17 protein-coding genes are annotated in these 18,054 nt (G+C 37.4%); 14 read left to right on the top strand and 3 right to left on the bottom strand.

The genetic code is table 11. The features are described from left to right. Positions 1-41 precede the first annotated feature (41 nt). Positions 42-1,751, top strand: a complete 1,710-nt coding sequence (locus AAA923_RS06520) for a putative glycosyltransferase family protein (protein ID WP_338215639.1) — start codon at positions 42-44, stop codon at positions 1,749-1,751. 468 nt (positions 1,752-2,219) lie between these two features. Further along, on the top strand, positions 2,220-2,975 hold the full coding sequence (locus tag AAA923_RS06515; protein WP_338215638.1) for a class I SAM-dependent methyltransferase: 756 nt from the start codon (positions 2,220-2,222) through the stop codon (positions 2,973-2,975). Positions 2,976-3,191: 216 nt separating this feature from the next. On the opposite strand, the gene AAA923_RS06510 is transcribed toward AAA923_RS06515, so the two are convergent. Beyond that, complete coding sequence (locus AAA923_RS06510) at positions 3,192-4,580, bottom strand: hemolysin family protein (RefSeq protein ID WP_338215636.1); 1,389 nt, start codon at positions 4,578-4,580, stop codon at positions 3,192-3,194. Positions 4,581-4,804: 224 nt separating this feature from the next. Between AAA923_RS06510 and AAA923_RS06505 the strand changes: the two genes are divergently transcribed. From AAA923_RS06505 to AAA923_RS06475, 7 genes are all read left to right on the top strand, one after another. Continuing rightward, a complete protein-coding gene (locus AAA923_RS06505; RefSeq protein ID WP_338215635.1) occupies positions 4,805-5,368 on the top strand; it encodes a MerR family transcriptional regulator in 564 nt (187 codons plus the stop codon). 123 nt (positions 5,369-5,491) lie between these two features. Further along, positions 5,492-6,394: a phosphogluconate dehydrogenase (NAD(+)-dependent, decarboxylating) gene (gene gnd, locus AAA923_RS06500; RefSeq protein ID WP_338215633.1), complete on the top strand. Its 903-nt coding sequence runs from the start codon at positions 5,492-5,494 to the stop codon at positions 6,392-6,394. A 60-nt stretch (positions 6,395-6,454) separates the two neighbouring features. Further along, a complete protein-coding gene (locus AAA923_RS06495; RefSeq protein WP_338215631.1) occupies positions 6,455-6,874 on the top strand; it encodes a fluoride efflux transporter FluC in 420 nt (139 codons plus the stop codon). Then, a complete protein-coding gene (locus AAA923_RS06490) occupies positions 6,871-7,215 on the top strand; it encodes a fluoride efflux transporter FluC (protein ID WP_338215630.1) in 345 nt (114 codons plus the stop codon). Before AAA923_RS06495 ends, AAA923_RS06490 begins: the two co-directional genes overlap by 4 nt. A gap of 12 nt (positions 7,216-7,227) precedes the next feature. Further along, a complete protein-coding gene (locus tag AAA923_RS06485) occupies positions 7,228-7,650 on the top strand; it encodes a DUF805 domain-containing protein (RefSeq protein ID WP_338215629.1) in 423 nt (140 codons plus the stop codon). Positions 7,651-7,866: 216 nt separating this feature from the next. Continuing rightward, positions 7,867-8,433 carry an SOS response-associated peptidase gene (locus AAA923_RS06480; protein ID WP_338215627.1) on the top strand — a complete coding sequence of 189 codons (567 nt, stop codon included), beginning with the start codon at positions 7,867-7,869 and terminating at the stop codon, positions 8,431-8,433. 6 nt (positions 8,434-8,439) lie between these two features. After that, the gene (locus AAA923_RS06475; protein WP_338215625.1) at positions 8,440-9,273 is read left to right on the top strand and encodes a methyltransferase domain-containing protein; all 834 of its coding nucleotides are present in this window, start codon (positions 8,440-8,442) and stop codon (positions 9,271-9,273) included. Between the two features lie 147 nt (positions 9,274-9,420). On the opposite strand, the gene AAA923_RS06470 is transcribed toward AAA923_RS06475, so the two are convergent. Then, positions 9,421-9,975, bottom strand: coding sequence for a TetR/AcrR family transcriptional regulator (locus AAA923_RS06470; RefSeq protein ID WP_338215623.1), 555 nt, complete (start codon positions 9,973-9,975; stop codon positions 9,421-9,423). A 609-nt stretch (positions 9,976-10,584) separates the two neighbouring features. Between AAA923_RS06470 and AAA923_RS06465 the strand changes: the two genes are divergently transcribed. The 3 genes from AAA923_RS06465 to AAA923_RS06455 are packed head-to-tail and all read left to right on the top strand — an operon-like array spanning position 10,585 to position 14,592. Next, positions 10,585-12,960: an ATP-dependent DNA helicase gene (locus AAA923_RS06465; RefSeq protein WP_338215621.1), complete on the top strand. Its 2,376-nt coding sequence runs from the start codon at positions 10,585-10,587 to the stop codon at positions 12,958-12,960. Beyond that, positions 12,950-13,666 (top strand): hypothetical protein, encoded by a 717-nt coding sequence (locus tag AAA923_RS06460; RefSeq protein WP_338215619.1) that lies wholly within the window; start codon positions 12,950-12,952, stop codon positions 13,664-13,666. Before AAA923_RS06465 ends, AAA923_RS06460 begins: the two co-directional genes overlap by 11 nt. Beyond that, positions 13,663-14,592: a sce7725 family protein gene (locus AAA923_RS06455; RefSeq protein WP_338215618.1), complete on the top strand. Its 930-nt coding sequence runs from the start codon at positions 13,663-13,665 to the stop codon at positions 14,590-14,592. The genes AAA923_RS06460 and AAA923_RS06455 overlap by 4 nt, the downstream gene beginning before the upstream one ends. Before the next feature lie 162 nt (positions 14,593-14,754). Here AAA923_RS06455 and AAA923_RS06450 read toward each other — a convergent pair whose 3' ends face one another. Then, positions 14,755-15,618: an NAD(P)-dependent oxidoreductase gene (locus tag AAA923_RS06450; protein ID WP_338215616.1), complete on the bottom strand. Its 864-nt coding sequence runs from the start codon at positions 15,616-15,618 to the stop codon at positions 14,755-14,757. Positions 15,619-16,086: 468 nt separating this feature from the next. On the opposite strand from AAA923_RS06450, the gene AAA923_RS06445 reads away from it, so the two are divergent. Next, positions 16,087-16,938, top strand: a complete 852-nt coding sequence (locus AAA923_RS06445; protein WP_338215615.1) for a YitT family protein — start codon at positions 16,087-16,089, stop codon at positions 16,936-16,938. A gap of 225 nt (positions 16,939-17,163) precedes the next feature. Continuing rightward, entirely contained in the window at positions 17,164-17,751 is a 588-nt protein-coding gene (locus tag AAA923_RS06440; protein WP_338215613.1) for an NAD(P)H-dependent oxidoreductase, read from the top strand. Positions 17,752-18,054 lie beyond the last annotated feature (303 nt).

The raw sequence follows: 18,054 nt of genomic DNA, 5'->3' as shown, positions 1-18,054 counted from the left end.
ATAAGGTTTATTGCATGTTACAAAGGAAGGTATCAATATTTATGCAATTAACTTTTTTGAAAAATAAGAATACAAAGAAAATTGCCGCAGTAATCTTTACCATTGCACTATTTGCCCTCGTTAGTTTTTTAGCAATTTATCAAACTGAGGTTTCTCACGGTAAAATCTGGGCTTTTCTAGGAAGCAGCGACAATCGTTTCCATATGATGAGAATTGAAGGATTGTACCATTCGCTACAGCGGCACCAATTCTTCCCATTTATCAATATGTCGTTTATGAACGGATTCGGTTATATCGTTAATATTTTCTATTCAGATTTCTTGCTATATCCAGCGGCATTCTTACGTTTGTTAGGCTTTTCTAGTGCCCAAACAATTGTAGGTTACTTCTGGTTATTGAACTTCTTAACTTTTGGCGTATCATTTCTCTGTTTTTACAAAGTTATGCCTAAATACCTCAATAGTTTAGTGTTCAGTTTCGTTTACACGTTATCGACATATCGCTTGCATGACATGCTTTTCCGACAAGATATCGGTGAAGTTGGAGCGTTTATTTTTCTACCATTAGCAATGTTAGGTATTTATGAAATTTTCTACGGTGAACGCAAACACTGGTTGTATCTAGCTTTTGGTATGACAGGAATTATATATTCACATGCAATATCACCAATTTTGGTAGCTATTTTGATTATCTTAATCGCTATTGCACAAATTCCTGAATTGAAAGCTAATCCAAAACGTTGGTTGTCACTGTTGTGGGCAACGTTATGTTCGGGGCTTTTGAGTTTGGCATATTTTGTTCCGATGATGGAGCAGATGCATCACACCAAATTTATTTTGACGCAAACAAAGAGTCTCTTGCCAAATGGAGCAACCGACTTTGCCGATATGGTGACGTTTAGTTTGAATAACGGTATCGGTCAACCAAGTGTCGGTTTGATATTTATCGTAACGGCGTTCATTCTATTAGTTTCGATTACCAAAATTAAAAATCCGATATTAAAGCAGTTTTCTGTTATCGGACTTTTGATGTTATTGTGTACGACGAAAGTTATGCCTTGGGTGATTTTTAACCACACGCCATTCAAGATGATTCAATATCCTTGGCGTTTTGACATGATTGTCACGCTATTGTTGTCCATCGTTATAGCGGCTGATCCGTTGGGATTTCTTTCCAGTAAGTATGCCAAGGTTGGGTTAATGAGTGTAGTTTTCTTATTTGCCATTTCTAGCAGTTATCGTTTGGTCAACGGTTCGCAGGTACAACTAAACGACTATGCTACTTATAATCAGCAGGAGCCTTTCAGTATCGGTGCTGGGCAAGAATATTTGCCAGTTGATACAAGTGTCGGTGAGCTACAACGAACGGCTCACAAACCTGAAATTCAGAGTGGTAAGGTTAAGATTAGCAATTTCAAGCAGTACGGTACTCGCTTGAGCTTTGACTTTGAGGATGCCCAAAATGCTAAAGTTGATCTACCAATTATCGCTTATTACGGATTCCAGTCAACTCAATCAAAGGGAAAAGTTTCTAAGTTGACGATGGATAAAGATAACAACAATTTGGCGCAAGTTACGATTAATGGCAGCGGTAAAGTAACGGTCGATTACTTTGAAACGATGTTACAAAAAGCCAGCCGGCGGATTTCGTTCTTGACGTTATTAGTTATTATCGCAATCAGTTTCATTCATAAATTGAATCTCGTTGATTTTAATAAAATTGAAGGTTTGAGAAGTAATAAAACTAGGTAGAGAGTGTGACAAAACATGGTCATCTTTCTAGCATTAAGGCACATAGATCAGTAATCCGATTTTGGATTACTGCTCTATTTGTTTTAAGCGGAAAAAGCTATGTTTTTGTTGCACGTTTATGCTGTATGTTTAAGATAAAAATAGCTATGTCACAGCCTTTATTTTTTTAGTATATTAAATATTGGAAAACTAAAATTTTGAACGAGCGTCACAGCGACTTATTCAAAAAATAAATTAGTTGGAAGAGCTGAGAATATTCATCCGCAGCGAAAGTGGCGTTATGGCTTTAGCCATTACACCACCGGGCGTGTTGGAGACTTGCTGGGTTTGCAAGGCTTCAACCGAGGTTCGAGACCGTTCTTTGGCTCGGGCCGTTCCGCGCAGCAGATGAATACTCTCAGCTCTGGAAACGGGCTAACCAATTGGAGTATAATCGTTGGCGATTATGTACCGAAAAGAGGATTAATAATGAAAGACTATACAGATTACAACGCTAAGATTGTTGATAGTTGGGTTGAAGAAGGCTGGGAATGGGGCAAACCGGTCAGTCATGAAGAATATATGGCCGCTACTAAAGGTGATTTTAAGCTGGTTTTGACTCCTAATATTGCTATACCTGATGACTGGTATCCCAATCCTATTAAGGGTAAAAAGATTCTGGGATTAGCTTCTGGTGGTGGGCAACAAATGCCTATCTTGACTGCTTTAGGTGGTGTTTGTACTGTCTTTGATTACTCACAAAAACAGTTGGATGCTGAAAAATTGGTTGCTGAAAGAGAAGGTTACGATATTGATATTGTTCGTGGCGATATGACGAAACCTTTGCCATTTGCTGATAATAGTTTCGATATGATTATTCAACCAGTCGCTAACTGTTATATTGAGGATGTTCAGCCTGTTTGGAATGAATGTTATCGTATTTTAAAACCAGGTGGTCGGATGATTACTGGTTTGGATAATGGTATTAATTATATTTTTGATAAAGCTGAAACTAAGCTCTTTCAAAAGTTGCCTTATAATCCTTTGAAGGATCCTTCGATTAATAAGGAGTTTCCAATTGAAGAGGAGGGCGTTCAGTTCTCACATACTTTGAATGAACAGTTGCGTGGTCAAATTAAGGCTGGATTCCAGATTGTTGATTTGTATGAGGATACCAATAGTGAGGGTCGATTGCATGATTTTAATGTCCCTACGTTCTGGGCTAGTTATGTTGTTAAGAGATAAAAAAATAGAGTCAGTAATCAAATGATGAAAAATTTGATTGCTGGCTCTTTTGGTTGTTTGTATTTTTATATAGGCAGTGGCTCTAAAACGAGTTCCGACAGGGCAACTCCTTCCGCTTTTCATTGTTTAGTAAATCGCCCGCAAAACCGGCGTGCAATTCACTAAACAACGAAAATGCTCGGGAGCTGACCGCCCTGTCTCCACTCTCTCCACTCTCTAATCTTTTAGATCATCCACATCTGTCAATGAAGCTAAATTATCTTGTTTCGTAACGGCTTTTTTATCGACTGAAACTTTAAACCAATTAACAAATCCGTGATCGAATTCGGCTACTACAAATCTGAAGTTGCCCATTGTGATTTCGGAATCTTTGTGTAGGTCAGGGTACTTCTCAATCAAATAGCCACCAACGGTGATAATATCTGATTTTTGAAATTCCTTGACGTCGGTTCTAAAGTAACGTTCAAAATCGTATAACGTCGTTTTACCTGAAACGTTATATGAACCGTCATCATTTTTAACGATATATTCATCGGAAACGTCATCGATTTCATCTTTAACAGTACCGAATAATTCTTCGTAGATATCCTTATCTGTAACGATACCACTTGTCCCACCGTATTCATCAACGACCACAACGATAGGTGTTTGTTTCTTAATCATCTTATCCAAAATATCTTGGATAGGCATTGTTTCGGGAACGGTATTGACTGATCTTAAAATTCGGCTGATACCAACGTCGCCGTCTACTTGATTCTGACGAACGATATCGTAGGCATAAACGTAACCTAAAACTTTATCTTTATCATTATCCGCAACAACTGGGAATCTTGAAAATCCTTGTTGTAAGTAATCTTTAATAACATCTTTGACTTTGTCAGTGATATCGACTACATAAAGACTTGTACGGTCGACCATGATATCCTTAGCGACCTTGTCGTTTAATTCGAAGGCACGTTGCATGAAGATAACATCGTCAGGCTCCATGTCGCCACCTTTAATTGACGATTTGGAAAGTCTGAGAATTTCTGACTGTGAAAAGACTTCATTTTCTGAGTCAGCTGGCTTCATACCTAGTAAACGAACGATACCGGATGCTGAAACGTTTAACAACCAAACGAACGGATAAACAGCTAAATGGAAGAAACGTAATGGTGTAACGACTAACATCAATGTTGTCATAGGCATGTCAATCGCAATATTCTTAGGCACGATTTCCGTTAGAACAACTTCTAAGTATGTTAGAAGAAGAACACCAATAATGGAACTCAGTGCGTGTAGACCGCCACTACCACTGGCTGACAGGTGAACGAGACCGAAAACTTCTACTAAAAGATATTCAATCGTACCTTCACCAATCCAACCTAAGATGATACCAGCGATACTAGTACCGACCTGTGTTGTAGACAAGTATTCATTCAAGTTGTTAACCATCATGAGTGCTCGTTGTAATTTCTTTTTGTTACCAGTACCTTTTTGAATTGCATCTTCCAATTGACTGGATCTAGTTTGCACGAGGGCAAATTCAGCAGCCACGAAGAAGAAGGCAAAGATAAAGGTTATCAAAATGATGATAAAATTAGTTGTAATTGTAGAACTAGACAATATATGATTTCCCCTTCTATTCTTGTAAGACGAATTATACACCAAAGAAAAACCGACTGCGTCGGCTGAGAGTAAATATTTTATTTTTACATCTTTAGTATATCCAATTTTATGGTTAAAATGTAGTTATGACGATTTTAATTTGGAACGCTACAATTTTGTAGTTGAACTTACCAATCATTATTTTTATAATGAAGAGAATGAACAACCTTGGGGGAATCCTTTTGAGTAAAGTAAAAACGAACAATTTATTAACTCCTGCACAAGCTGCTAAGGACTTAGGAATCAGCGTTGCAACGCTACGTAAATACTCTTTGATAGTAGAAAGAACAACTGAGAATAGCCAATACTTTGAGCGTAATACTCAAAATAATCGTCTATATACTCAAAAAAATATCGAAGACTTTAAAGAAATGGTTAAGTTGAGCCATGGTCCAAAGATGACTCTGGAAACTGCTGCCGTTCAAATTTATCCAGCCGCTGATGCTAAAGCTGACACCGATACAACAAAGCAAAACGATGAAGTTGTGGAATTACAAACAACTGTCGCAAAATTGGAATCTGAGAATAAGAAACGCGAATTGACGATCAAAGATCTTCAACAAGAGCTAGCTGATACTCAAAAAGCAAAGGAACAACTCCAAGCTGAGTTGGATACTTTGAAGCAGCAAGCTGCTGAAAAAGCTGAAAATAAAGACGTCAAAATTGATGAAAACATCAAAGAACGTGTAAATGAAAAAGTTAATGACGACAAAAAAGGTCACTGGTGGAACAGATTTAAAGGCTAGTCAGCCAATTAATCCTATGATATCAACCTCTTACGTAATCGGGTCGTACCAAAATGTTAGTTTTGGTGCGACTTTTTTATGTATAATTAGAACTTGTGATAGGACAAATTAGGAGGATTAATTTTGAAATTAGCAATGATTGGGCTCGGTAAGATGGGAATCAATTTAACCGAGAATTTGATTCGTAATGGTAATGAAGTGGTTGCTTTTGATTTAAGTGATGGCGCTAGAAATGATGCTTCAACACTTGGGGCACAAGTTAAAAAGAGCTTACAAGAAGCTGTTGAGACTTTAAGTGTACCACGTATTGTTTGGGTAATGTTGCCTGCTGGGGATCCAACTAATCAAACAATTGATACCTTGAGTGAAATTCTTGATGAAAATGACATCGTAATTGACGGTGGAAATTCATTTTACAAAGATTCATTGCAACACAACAAAATTTTGACTGCTAAAAATATTAAGTTCTTCGATGTTGGTACATCAGGCGGTATGAGCGGTGCTAATCGTGATGGTAACTTCATGATTGGTGGAGATGATGAAAAAGCCTTTGAATATATTGAACCAATTTTCAAAGGTATTGCACAAACTGATGGTTACTTGTACACCGGAAAAGCCGGTAGTGGTCACTACTTGAAGATGGTCCATAACGGTATCGAATACGGAATGATGCAAGCAATTGCTGAAGGATTCGACGTTTTGGAACACAGCCAATTCGAATATGATAACGAAGCCGTTGCGAAGGTTTGGGAACATGGTTCCGTTATTCGTGGATGGTTGATGGAATTAACTCAGTCAGCATTTTCAAAAGATCCTAAATTAGATGAAATTAAAGGCGTTATGCATTCATCAGGTGAAGGTAAGTGGACTTTGGACGAAGCCTTGAAACTTCAAGTTCCAACACCCGTTATTGCTGCCTCATTGATGATGCGTTATCGTTCACTAGAAGACGATACATTCACTGGTAAAGTTGTTGCGGCCTTACGAAATGAATTCGGTGGACACGCTGTTGATAGCAAAGATTAATTTATAAAAAAACTTGTCGATGACAAGTTTTTTTGTTTTTAGAGGAGAATTTATTGAGTTATGAAAAAAAGAGGCGAGATATTCGTATTTTTATTTATTGGTGCTTTTATCGGAAGCGACTTACGTTATTTGGAAAGTTTAATTTTTAAAACTAGTCATGGATTTCCTTTGGGAACATTAATTGCTAACTTGAGTGGGGCTTTATTTTTGCCATTTTTGATTCATTATTTACAAGATCGATTCAACTTGTCGTCTAAAATGATTTTGACGTTGAGTACGGGAATGCTGGGCTCGTATACAACTTTTTCCACATTCACGGCAGATGCATATCGCTTATATACCAGCGGTCAGTGGTGGTCGTTTCTGATTTATATGACCATAACGATGTTTGGCGGCTTTTTTATAGCATTACTCGGTAATTATTGGGCGGCTTCCAGTGCATTCAATGATTATATGAAAGAAAAGGGGTCACACAAATGATGAATTTTATGATTGTTGGTTGTGGCGCCGCTGTGGGAGCCTTCTTACGCAATGAGTTGACGCTGATTCAATCTAAGATTAAGATTGATTTTCCCGTCATAACGCTATTGATAAATATTGCTGGAGCGATTGCTCTGGGTATTTTCACTGCACAAATTCAGAATGGTGCGATATTATTATTGCTAGGCACTGGATTCTGTGGAGGATTTACCACATATGGAACTTTCAATATGGAGTTGAGTCAATTATGGTTTCAGCATCAAGGATGGCGCTGCTTCTGGTACTTTACCCTGACATATGTATTTGGAATCTTAGGATTCGTCGTTGGTATCCACATTTAGGAGAAATTTAATATGCAAATGAGAGAATCAGTATGGAATGAAAGTTTTCGCCCAGGAATAATTTCTTCAACGAGATTATATTTCCAAGATTTATTCGTTGGCGCAAAACGTATGAGTCGCAAAGATTTTTGGTGGGGATTCTTAGGAATGACCATTGTTGCGGGCGTTATAGTTAGTTTGTTAGCGTGGCTAATTACCAAAATGCCAGTAGATGACTTCTATTGGAGTTCTATTGTGGGCGTGGCTATGGCAATTACGCAAGGTTACTATTGGATTTCAATTTTCACAGCTATGATCAGACGGTTGCATGACCGTAAATTACGTGGTTGGTGGGTATTAGTTGGATTGATACCATTCGTTGGTGAAATTGGACTGATAGTCTTACTTTGCTTGCCACAACGTGACTTTGGAAATCGCTGGCCTAAACAAATATAAGATAGAGAGTGTGACAAAACATGGTCAGCTTTCGAGCATTAAGGCGAACAAGACTAGTAATCCGATTTTAGATTGCTAGTCTTGTTTGTTTTAAGCGGAAAAAGCTATGTTTTGTTGCACGTTTATGCTGCATATTTAAGATAAAAATAGTTGTGTTACAGCTCCATTTGTTTTAGACAGATAAATTATGTAATACTTTTAGTGAGGTGAAAGGCTATGTGCGGACGTTATATGTTTCAACCTGATAAAAATCCTGAGATTAAACGCATCTATCAATTGGCTGTTGATGCCGGTTATAGTCCTAAAACTGGTGAAGTATTTCCGACTGATGAAACGGCGCTGATTGTAGCAGGAGAGCGACAAGTCAAAGTAGTTGCGATGAAATGGGGCTTTCCTGGATTTAAAGCTGGTCAATCGATTATCAATGCTCGTTCAGAAACAGTTCAACAAAAGTCCATGTTTGCGGACTCCTTTTTGAAACGCCGTTGTGTCTATCCAACGACTGGATTCTTTGAGTGGAGTAAAGCTAAGCAGAAATATAAATTCAATTTTAGTAACGATCCGCAAACTTTATTCATCGCAGGTTGTTATAATTATTTTGATGATGTGGCACAGAGTATTTTATTTACCACACAGCCCAATGAGTCGATGATTGAGATTCACGACCGCATGCCGTTAATATTGGCTAAAAATCAAATTAATGCTTGGATATATAGCGATGACTTTGCAAAGAATTTTTTGAATAGTGCAATGCCACAGCTAATATCGCGAGCAGAAGAATAGGTGCGTATGAATAGTAAAATTCAAAAGTTTAGTAATAGTAACAAATATTTTCAATGTCCAATTTGTGGAGAAAGACTAGTTCTCGTGGGCAATAGCTTGGTTTGTGAACAAAACCATAACTTTGATATTTCCAAAAAAGGGTTTGTCGATTTTGTTTTGAATAATAAACAACAGAAAAATTATGATTTGGCTTCTTTTGAAAATCGCCATCTCATTTTGGAACATGGTATGTACGACCATATCGCTGAAAAAATGTTGGCCTTGATTGAAAAGTTAAATTTGAAGAGTATCTTGGATGTCGGTTGTGGTGAAGGCTACTATTCAAAAAAGATTGCTGAATTAGCTGATCGCCAAGTTTTAGCATTCGATATTTCAAAGGATTCAATTCAGCTAGCTGCCAAAGGCCCCAACACACCGGTCGAGTGGTTTATTGGAGATTTAGCTCACTTGCCAATTCAAAAGCAGAGTATTGATGGAATCGTCGATATCTTTTCACCAGCCAACTATCAAGAATTCAATCGAATTTTGCAGCCAGGTGGCTATGTTTTGAAGGTGATTCCCAATGAATTTCATGTGCAGGAGTTACGTGAACAAGCTAAAGACCAGTTGAAACAAGAGAAATATTACAATAAGAAAGTTTTGGATTATTTTGAAGAGCATTATGATTTGGTTGATCAAATCGATGCAACCAAGACTTATGATGTTTCTGATGAAGAACGGACGGCATTTATCAATATGACACCGTTATTATTCAATGTTGATAACAGTTTGATTGATTGGAATAAAGTTAAGCAAATTACTGTTGGCTCAACAATTTTAGTAGGTAAGATTAGAGCATAACGGTGTTATGAAAGAGTACGAGATTCGCTAAATTTGTGTCAAAGTATAATTTTTTGGCGATAAATCAAATAGGGACCGTAATCAAAAATTGGATTACGGTCCCTATTTGGCGTGCGTTTAAAAGCTGATTATTTTTATCCAACTCATTTATTTTGCGTATTTTGTTAGTGCCTTCTGAAAATCTCCTTGGACCAAAACGGCCAGTTCATTAACAATATCTTGAGGATCTTCTTTCATATCGTTGTTAACCCATTCAAAAATTAGTGAAATAAAAGCTAAGGTATAAAAGTGGGCGATAAAGTTTTTATGCTTTTGGGCAACATTCATGCCAATGGCCTGTTTTTCCACAATTTCGATGATGTATTTGTAGATAACCTCATAGATATACTTGTGCATAACGTCGCGATAAACTGAAAGATAAACGTTCTTTGCTAAACGATGATTATCTTTTATCAGGACCATGACCTGATAAAATCCTTCTTGCCAATTATCGTAATCAGCTTTGTTGTCTAGAACTTCTTTGGCAACTAGACTCGCTGAGTACTCAACTAGGTCGTAAATATCCGAAAAATGATTATAAAAAGTTTGTCGAGTTAAATTACATTCGCTAACAACGTCTTTAATTGTAATTTTATCAATAGGTTTGTGATGTAGAGCGGCACAAAGAGAAGCACGTAAGACGTTTTTAGTATCAGATGACATTGAATTTAATTCCCCCCAAATAGTTCAGTGCCTTTTATTATATATTTTTTTCATGAAAACGTCATTGGTTAAAAAATGTTTAAAGACAAAAACGAACACATGTTTTACAATGATATTTAGCTGTTTGGTTTATGCCGCCACGGGTTGCGAGGAATGGAGCCTGCTGTGGGACCGGCTCGAGCCAAAGTACGGTTTCGACCCTCGATTTTGAGCCTTGCAAAACCAGCAAGTCTCAAAATACGTCCTGTGGTCTCCATTCCTCGCAACCCGTGGCTAGTGTTTTTGTGGGATATGAGATTGGTAAGTAATATTATTTTATTCTTTAATCTCAAATCAAGTTAGAAAAATCAAAGTAAAAATTATCAACAGAATTATTCTATTAATAGAATATGAAATAAATTAGTCGGAAGGGCTGAGAATATTTACCAGCTGTGGGTGTGGCGTTATGGCTTTAGACATTACACCACCGGGCGAGTTTGGAGACTTACCGGTCTTTGGTAAGGCTTCAAACCGAGGTTCGAGACCGCTCTTTGGCTCGGACCGGTCCGCATAGCAGGTAAATGTTTTCAGCCCTGTAGACGGCTAACTTTAAAGCAAGGGAGAAAGTATATGACGACTAAGATTGGGATTCGCCAGTTGGTGGAGTTTGTTTTACGTAGTGGCGATTTAGTTGAATCAAAAAATAGTCAGAATACGGCTCTGAATGGTGCCCGAATCCATCGTCGACTCCAAAAAGTACGTTCTAAAAATGAAGATTATGAAAGTGAAGTTTATTTAAAAACTGATGTCACAATGAATGATGATCAGTATGTTATTTCTGGTCGAGCGGATGGGATAACTTTGACCAAGGAAAAAGCTTTGATTGAAGAAATTAAGACATCTGATCAGCCTTATGATGAGTTGAGTGATAATACGTTGGAATTGTATTGGGGACAGGTGAAAGTCTACGGCTACATCCTGTTGCAAGAACATCCTGAATTAAAGCACGTAACGTTACAGCTGACGTATTTTCAAGTCAGCAATGAAGAAGTTACTACAGATGAACAAACGCTCGGACATGAGGAATTAGACAAGTTCTTCGAGGACTTGATTAATGAATATGAATATTGGATTACTCTACGAGCTAAATTACGTAAAACTCGAAATGATTCGATTAAAAAAATGCCTTTTCCATTTGATAAGTTTCGAGCTGGTCAGCATGAAATGGCTGCGGCTGTGTATAAGTCGATTTTGTTGGAGAAAAGGCTTTTTGTTGAAGCACCCACTGGAACTGGTAAAACTATTTCCACACTATTCCCAGCGATTAAGGCGATGGGAGAAGAAAAAGTTCAACGATTATTTTATTTAACTGCTAAGCAGAGTACCCGGCATGTTGCTGAAGAAACAGTTGAATTGATGGCGGGTAAAGGATTGAAGTTGAAAAGTATTACTTTGACTGCTAAAGATAAAATTCGTTTTCCAGAAGAACAAGACGTTCCACCTGAAGAAAATCCTTATATGATTGGCTATTATGACCGACTTAAACCAGCGCTATCGGATTTATTGACTAACGAGGATGCCATAACTAGGTCGGTAATTGAAAAATATGCCAAGAAACATACAGTTGATCCGTTTGAATTTTCGCTTGATGCCTCATTATTCTGTGATTTAATTATCTGCGATTACAATTATTTATTCGATCCATTAGTGTATTTGCAGCGTTTCTTTGTAGAAAAAGATACGGATAATTTCTTCCTAATTGATGAAGTTCATAATTTGGTCAGTCGTTCTCGAGATATGTATTCGGCTGAAATCACTGAAGCTCCGATTGCTAAATTGTTGAAGGAAGCTAGGGCTGTCGATACTAAAGCAAGTGAAGATTTTCAGAAACAATTGAAAAAAGTTCGCCGAGTTTTTACACAGATGAAAAAGGTTTTAAAAGAAGATAATCAAGAGGAAAAAATCACTGCGGATGCACCTGACAAGTTGATCAATACTTTGGGTAAATTCAATGATTTTATGGGCGATTGGATGGCGGAACAAAAGCCATCAGATTTTTTGGATGATACGAAAGATTACTTCTTCAATTCACTGACATTTGTAAAAATCGGTGCGTTGTTTGATGACAGTTATAAAACCAGAATCGTTTTAGATGACAAGAATTTGGTTGTGAAAGAACTCTGTCTTGACCCAAGCCACTTTATTGATGAGTCTTTAAATCTTGGCCTAGGGGCAGTATTATTCTCCGCTACACTGTCGCCAATGGATTATTACCGCAGTGTTTTAGGTGGAATTGATAATAGTTTGGCCTATCAACTGCCATCACCATTTCCTGTACAAAACCAAGAAATTTTAATAACGCAATATATTCAGACAACGTATCGACAAAGGCAATATAGTCAAGACAGTATTGTGCAGAGTTTGAATACGATGATTTCTAGCAAGACGGGAAACTATATGTGCTTTTTCCCATCCTATAGTTATTTGAAACAAGTCAAAGATGCGTTTGAAATCGCTTATCCAGAGGTAGATGTGATTGCTCAGGAAGGTGCGATGGATAACCAAGCTCGGCAAGACTTTTTGGATCAATTCAGTGAAGATCCCGATCATACGTTGGTTGCCTTTTGTGTGCTCGGTGGAATTTTCTCAGAAGGAATTGATTTACGTGGCGACCGCTTGATTGGCGTGGCGGTTGTCAGCGTTGGTTTGCCAGGATTGAGTGCGGAGAATAATTTGATTCGTGATTATTATGATGCCGAAAATGGTCGCGGCTTTGAGTATGCCTATCAGATGCCAGGATTTAACAATGTTTTACAGGCGGCGGGGCGCTTGATTCGGAGCAGTCACGATGCAGGGATAATTTTATTATTAGATCAACGTTTTGGAAGTGGCAGATATACCCAACTTTTTCCACAGCATTGGCAAAACTATCGCAGAGTTAGTTCATTGCCACAATTGGATGCTGCTGTGCATAACTTTTGGAGGGGAAGACAAGATGAAAACTAAGTTAACGAAAGAGTTAGAAAGTACACTCTATCAATATTGTTTTGAGCAAGGTTCATATGTGGTCGAGGAAGTTTCCATGCCTGATAAAAAAGGTATTGTCGACACTTTGAGTTATCAACAGTTGGCTGATAATCAGATTGAATGGCGTTGCTATGAGCTAAAGGTTACTAAATCTGATTTCCATTCCAAAGCTAAGTTGTCATTTATCGGAAACTATAATTATTTTGTTTTACCACAGAAGTTATATGAAGAAGTTGAAAGTGAAATTCCCAGTCATATCGGCGTTTTAATTTATCGTGCATTTGACAAGAAAGCCATGGAGGCCTCACCACAAACATTGCGTGCACCGGGCTTTTTAACAGTTGCTAAAAAAGCACAGTATCAAGATTTACAAGTTGATGAAAAGCAATTGACTAGTCACTTTGTAGCGTCGTTATTCCGTGAAGTTGATAAGGCCAAGCGAGTTGAGAAAGGCTTGCAACTTTATAGTGATGACCAATTATTTAAAGAATTAAAGAAGCGTGCCAAAGCAGGTTATGATGTCTATACGCCAGATCACAATATTTACGACCGTTTTGTGGACGACATTCAAAGTGATGCTGTAACGGCGTTACAAGATGAACTTGATGCCAGAAATGCGGAGTATCAAGAGTTGAAATTACAATTGCAGCAATTACAACAGCCAAACTTGGAGGATAAGATATGATTTATTTTCCATATTTTCGTGGTCGAATGTATGATTTAATGGCTTTAAAGGAGTTATGTGAACAAGGGCAATTGAGTTCCAAAATTGTACCAATTATTGAACCAGTCCGTGATTCCAAGGAGCTGCAGCAGACGGTTCAGACTTTTATTGACTATGACCAGCCATTTAGTGTGATAGCTAATCCTCAGGTCAGTGTGTACGGATTAAACGATACGAAACTTTATCCACTGCCAGCTGTTAATAACTTAGATTTTTATTATCCAAGTGCCATTTTGGCGGCCGACTTTAGTAGTGATTTCGTTAAAACTGGAGAAAATCAGCAGTCGTTATTGATAGCTAAGAATTATGAATTGTTAAAAGCATATGAAGGTACGCCTGTTTTGAAGGCTGTGGATAAGGTGTTGATACCTGATGTTGCACGAATACATAAAATAGTCGGACAGCAGGCTGCATTATTGACTGATCCATTGACATTCGTTCGTCACGTGGAAGATTATGCGGATTTAGATGATGAATTTTTTGAACCAGCAGATTGGTATCATCAAGTTGGAAATTATGATGGCTTCGGCGATTATTCAATGGTTGGACATGTTTATTTTGATAAAGGTATGCCATCACGTGCCATTGCGTTGCATTTAATTTATGTCACTAAGGATGGCACGTTACGAATCCATCATTTTGTTTCAGACAGTAATGAGCGGATGAGTGGTCAAAAGGATAAATTTTTCGAAGCGTTACGGAAGATGATTGATTGGTGTTCAGAGAATATTCAAGGATTGAACGCGACACCAGCTTTGGCAGAATTATTGGAGTACGGCAATCACGATAAATTTCCTGGCTTGGGTATGGTCAAAAAATTATCGTTGATGCATCATTTAGAATTAATGAATCAATTATTGAATCTGGACAAAAAATCGAGAGTGTGACAAAACATGGTTAGCTTTCGAGCATTAAGGCAAATAAGACTAGTAAATCCGATTTTGGATTGCTAGTCTTATTTGTTTTAAGCGGAAAAAGCTATGTTTTGTTGCACGTTTATGCTGCATATTTAAGACAAAAATAGTTATGTCACAGCCTCAGCTTTTTCATTACCACCATAATTTGATTAATGCTTGTGTACCATCATCACCGAGTTTTTGTTCGTCAACTAACGTTTCATAAAGTTTCTTAGCTTGTTTAGTTGCAGGAAGGTCGAGACCCATTTTTTCACTTTCATCAAGTGCAATACGTAAGTCCTTCAAGAAATGTTTGGAATAAAATCCAGGTTTGAAATCATTATTTAGAATTCTAGGACCATAATTTTCCAAACTCCAGTTGTCACCGCCACCACCTTCAACAGTTTCTAAGACTGATGAAAGATCAAGTCCAGCCGCTTTAGCATAGACAAACATTTCAGTTAGACCAGTCATAGTTCCAGCAATCATAATTTGATTAGCCATTTTAGCATGTTGACCAGCACCGTAAGAACCAAAGTAGTGATTAGTTTTACCGATAATATTGAAAATTGGTTGAAGTGTTTCGAAGGCTTTTTTCGAACCGCCAACCATGATAGTTAACTTGCCATCACGAGCACCGACATCGCCACCGGAAACAGGTGCGTCAATACACTCAACACCAATAGATTCAGCCTTCTCACCGATTTTTTTAGCTAAAGTAGGTGTACTTGTTGTCATATCAACGACAATTTTGCCCTCACTCAATCCAGCGATGATACCATTGTCATTGAAGTAAACATCTTCAACGTCCTTGGGAAAACCGACCATTGAAAAGATAATGTCAGCATTTTCAGCAATGTCCTTAGGATTAGCAAACCATCTGGCACCCTTATTGATCAAATGTTCAGCCCGTGACTTCGTTCTAGTATAAATATCAACATCGTAATGAGCTTTGAGAAGATTATTAATAATACCGCTACCCATAACGCCAGTACCTATAAAACCAATTTTTTGCATTGTATGTGACCTCCATTAAGTTAGTTCAGAAATTTAAATTACTTTTATTCACTATGTCTATTATAAATGCTGAGAGCATGAAATATAATTCGATTGGTAAATATGTATAATTAGGAAACTAAGCCACTATTTTATTAATTAATGAAAAATAATTTAGTCGGAAGGAATGAGAATATTCACCAGCTGTGGTTGTGGCGTTATGGCTTTAGCCATTACACCACTGGGCGAGTTTGGAGACTCGCGGGTTGTGCGAGGCTTCAAACCGAGGTTCGAGACCGTACTTTGGCTCGGACCGGTCCGCATAGCAGGTGAATATTCTCAGCCCTGGAATTGGCCAAGATTAGACTAATTATAGAGTGCAGAAAAACTTATCAACAATAATCTGCTTAAGGTATTTTTTCAGGTGCCTTGTTTGCTATAATTCAGATGATGAGTAATCAAATCTAAATAGATGTGGGAGGGGATTTCATGACATTTGTGAAGAACTATTATAAAAGTATTTTAGCAGCTTTATTTTATGGAATAACCTCGGCTTTAGGTATTCAATTACTTCTACAGCCGGCCAAGCTTTATACCAGTGGGGTTACTGGTGCGTCACAGTTGATAGTCAACTTGTTAAATGAATTTGCTCATATGGATACACCAGTTTATCTTTGGTACGCCTTGTTGAATCTGCCACTTATATTGTTGGCATGGTTCAAATTAGGTAAAAAGTTTACGATATTATCAATTATATCCGTTGTTTCAGCATCGCTTTTCATTTTGATTGTTCCGCTATATCCATTAACAAAAGATCCGCTTTTATCAGCTGTCTTTGGGGGAATCCTTTCAGGATCTGGGATTGGACTATGTTTCCGTTATGGATTTTCAACAGGTGGGACCGATATTATCGCTTTGATTGTTCAAAAGAGTACCGGTCGTTCAGTTGGTCAAGTTAGTTTTGCTATTAATGCAATCATTATTACAATTGCTGGTTTTGCATTCGGTTGGGAATTAGCTTTGTATACAATTATTTCAATATACATTACAAATGTAGTGATTGATAAAATGTATATTCAACAACAAAAAATCACCGTTACGATTTATTCACACAAAATCGATGATATCTCAAAAGAATTATTAAAGTCATTGAATCGTGGATTAACGTTGGATTATCACTTACAAGGTGCTTATTCAGGTGAAGAAATCGGATCAATTACAACTGTTTTGACAAAGTATCAACTATTCTTTGCAAAGAAAATTATTATGAACGTCGATCCAGATGCATTTATCAATATCCAACCAACAATGTCTATTTCTGGAAAATTCAATGATAATTAAGTAGGTTGCTAATTAATATTCGGCTATTTTGAATAGTCAAAAAAGTAAAAATTCGAGTAATTTCAATTTACATTGGGAGAACTCGAATTTTTTTGTTATCTAAGCGACTCTTGAGATGGGTATACCAAAGTCAAATTAGACCATAAAATTATCCCTTTATTGGGTCCGGCAACGGGTCAAAAGATAATATACTATACGGTATGAAGTGACAAGGAGATTTTGAATATGAAAACAATTATTTATACTCATCCATATGCAGGGAGTTTCAACCATGAGATTTTAAATAGATTGTCGAATTCTTTTTCTAAAAATGATGAGGAATTTGAAATAATCAATCCTTATGCCGACAACTTCAATCCGACTTTGACCGATGCAGAATTAAAGCTATACAGTCAGGGCAAAACAGACGATGAATTAGTTCGCAGGTATCAACGTAGAATTGCGGCCTCTGATGAATTGATTTTCATTTTCCCCATTTGGTGGCAAGGGATGCCCGCAATGTTAAAAGGCTTTTTAGACAAAACAATGTTAAACGGATTTGCGTATAACGAAGATAACGGCTGGAAAGGCTTATTAACGTACATTAAACGAGTCACCGTTATAACGACGTCGACCGTACCTGCATCATATTTGGAAAGAGACTGTGGCAATCCAATCAAGGATGTTTTTATTAATAGAACCTTAGCCGATTTAGGAATTGACCCTAAGACAGTTAATTGGATCCATTTTGGTGAAGCTAATGTGACGACTGATGAAAAGAGAGAAAAGTTTTTAGATGAAATACCGCAGCTTTATGCTGATGATATTAAGTAATAAGGAGGAAATAAAGCTCTCGTATTATTTATTTGTGACTGAATGTAAAAAAGTACAACCATAACTGTTTTAACGACAAATATGGTTGTATTTTATTATTAATTTTCTGTGAAAGCGTCGTTATGGAAGCTTGCCTATTTTGCACGGTTCCGACCAAGGCTTGAGACTGTGCCTTGACTATAACTCTACCGTGCGGCAGATGAATAATCTAAACTCTGGAAACGGAAAATGGCATGAACTTAATATAACTCCGACCAATGTTGCTATTATTTGATGGGCGTTATAATATTTCCCTAGATATTA

Origin of the sequence: Companilactobacillus muriivasis, assembly GCF_036246245.1 — a bacterium.
GTDB lineage: Bacteria > Bacillota > Bacilli > Lactobacillales > Lactobacillaceae > Companilactobacillus > Companilactobacillus muriivasis.
This window is presented reverse-complemented; position numbering and strand designations above follow the sequence as displayed.

Excerpts from the sequence above, each read along its gene's own strand:
- AAA923_RS06440 (WP_338215613.1), top strand. The coding sequence starts at position 17,164 with ATGAAAACAATTATTTATACTCATCCATATGCAGGGAGTTTCAACCAT.
- AAA923_RS06445 (WP_338215615.1), top strand. The coding sequence starts at position 16,087 with ATGACATTTGTGAAGAACTATTATAAAAGTATTTTAGCAGCTTTATTT.
- AAA923_RS06490 (WP_338215630.1), top strand. The coding sequence starts at position 6,871 with ATGATGAATTTTATGATTGTTGGTTGTGGCGCCGCTGTGGGAGCCTTC.
- AAA923_RS06460 (WP_338215619.1), top strand. The coding sequence starts at position 12,950 with ATGAAAACTAAGTTAACGAAAGAGTTAGAAAGTACACTCTATCAATAT.
- AAA923_RS06520 (WP_338215639.1), top strand. The coding sequence starts at position 42 with ATGCAATTAACTTTTTTGAAAAATAAGAATACAAAGAAAATTGCCGCA.
- AAA923_RS06470 (WP_338215623.1), bottom strand. The coding sequence starts at position 9,975 with ATGTCATCTGATACTAAAAACGTCTTACGTGCTTCTCTTTGTGCCGCT.
- AAA923_RS06495 (WP_338215631.1), top strand. The coding sequence starts at position 6,455 with ATGAAAAAAAGAGGCGAGATATTCGTATTTTTATTTATTGGTGCTTTT.
- AAA923_RS06515 (WP_338215638.1), top strand. The coding sequence starts at position 2,220 with ATGAAAGACTATACAGATTACAACGCTAAGATTGTTGATAGTTGGGTT.
- AAA923_RS06455 (WP_338215618.1), top strand. The coding sequence starts at position 13,663 with ATGATTTATTTTCCATATTTTCGTGGTCGAATGTATGATTTAATGGCT.
- AAA923_RS06465 (WP_338215621.1), top strand. The coding sequence starts at position 10,585 with ATGACGACTAAGATTGGGATTCGCCAGTTGGTGGAGTTTGTTTTACGT.
- AAA923_RS06475 (WP_338215625.1), top strand. The coding sequence starts at position 8,440 with ATGAATAGTAAAATTCAAAAGTTTAGTAATAGTAACAAATATTTTCAA.
- AAA923_RS06450 (WP_338215616.1), bottom strand. The coding sequence starts at position 15,618 with ATGCAAAAAATTGGTTTTATAGGTACTGGCGTTATGGGTAGCGGTATT.
- AAA923_RS06485 (WP_338215629.1), top strand. The coding sequence starts at position 7,228 with ATGCAAATGAGAGAATCAGTATGGAATGAAAGTTTTCGCCCAGGAATA.
- AAA923_RS06480 (WP_338215627.1), top strand. The coding sequence starts at position 7,867 with ATGTGCGGACGTTATATGTTTCAACCTGATAAAAATCCTGAGATTAAA.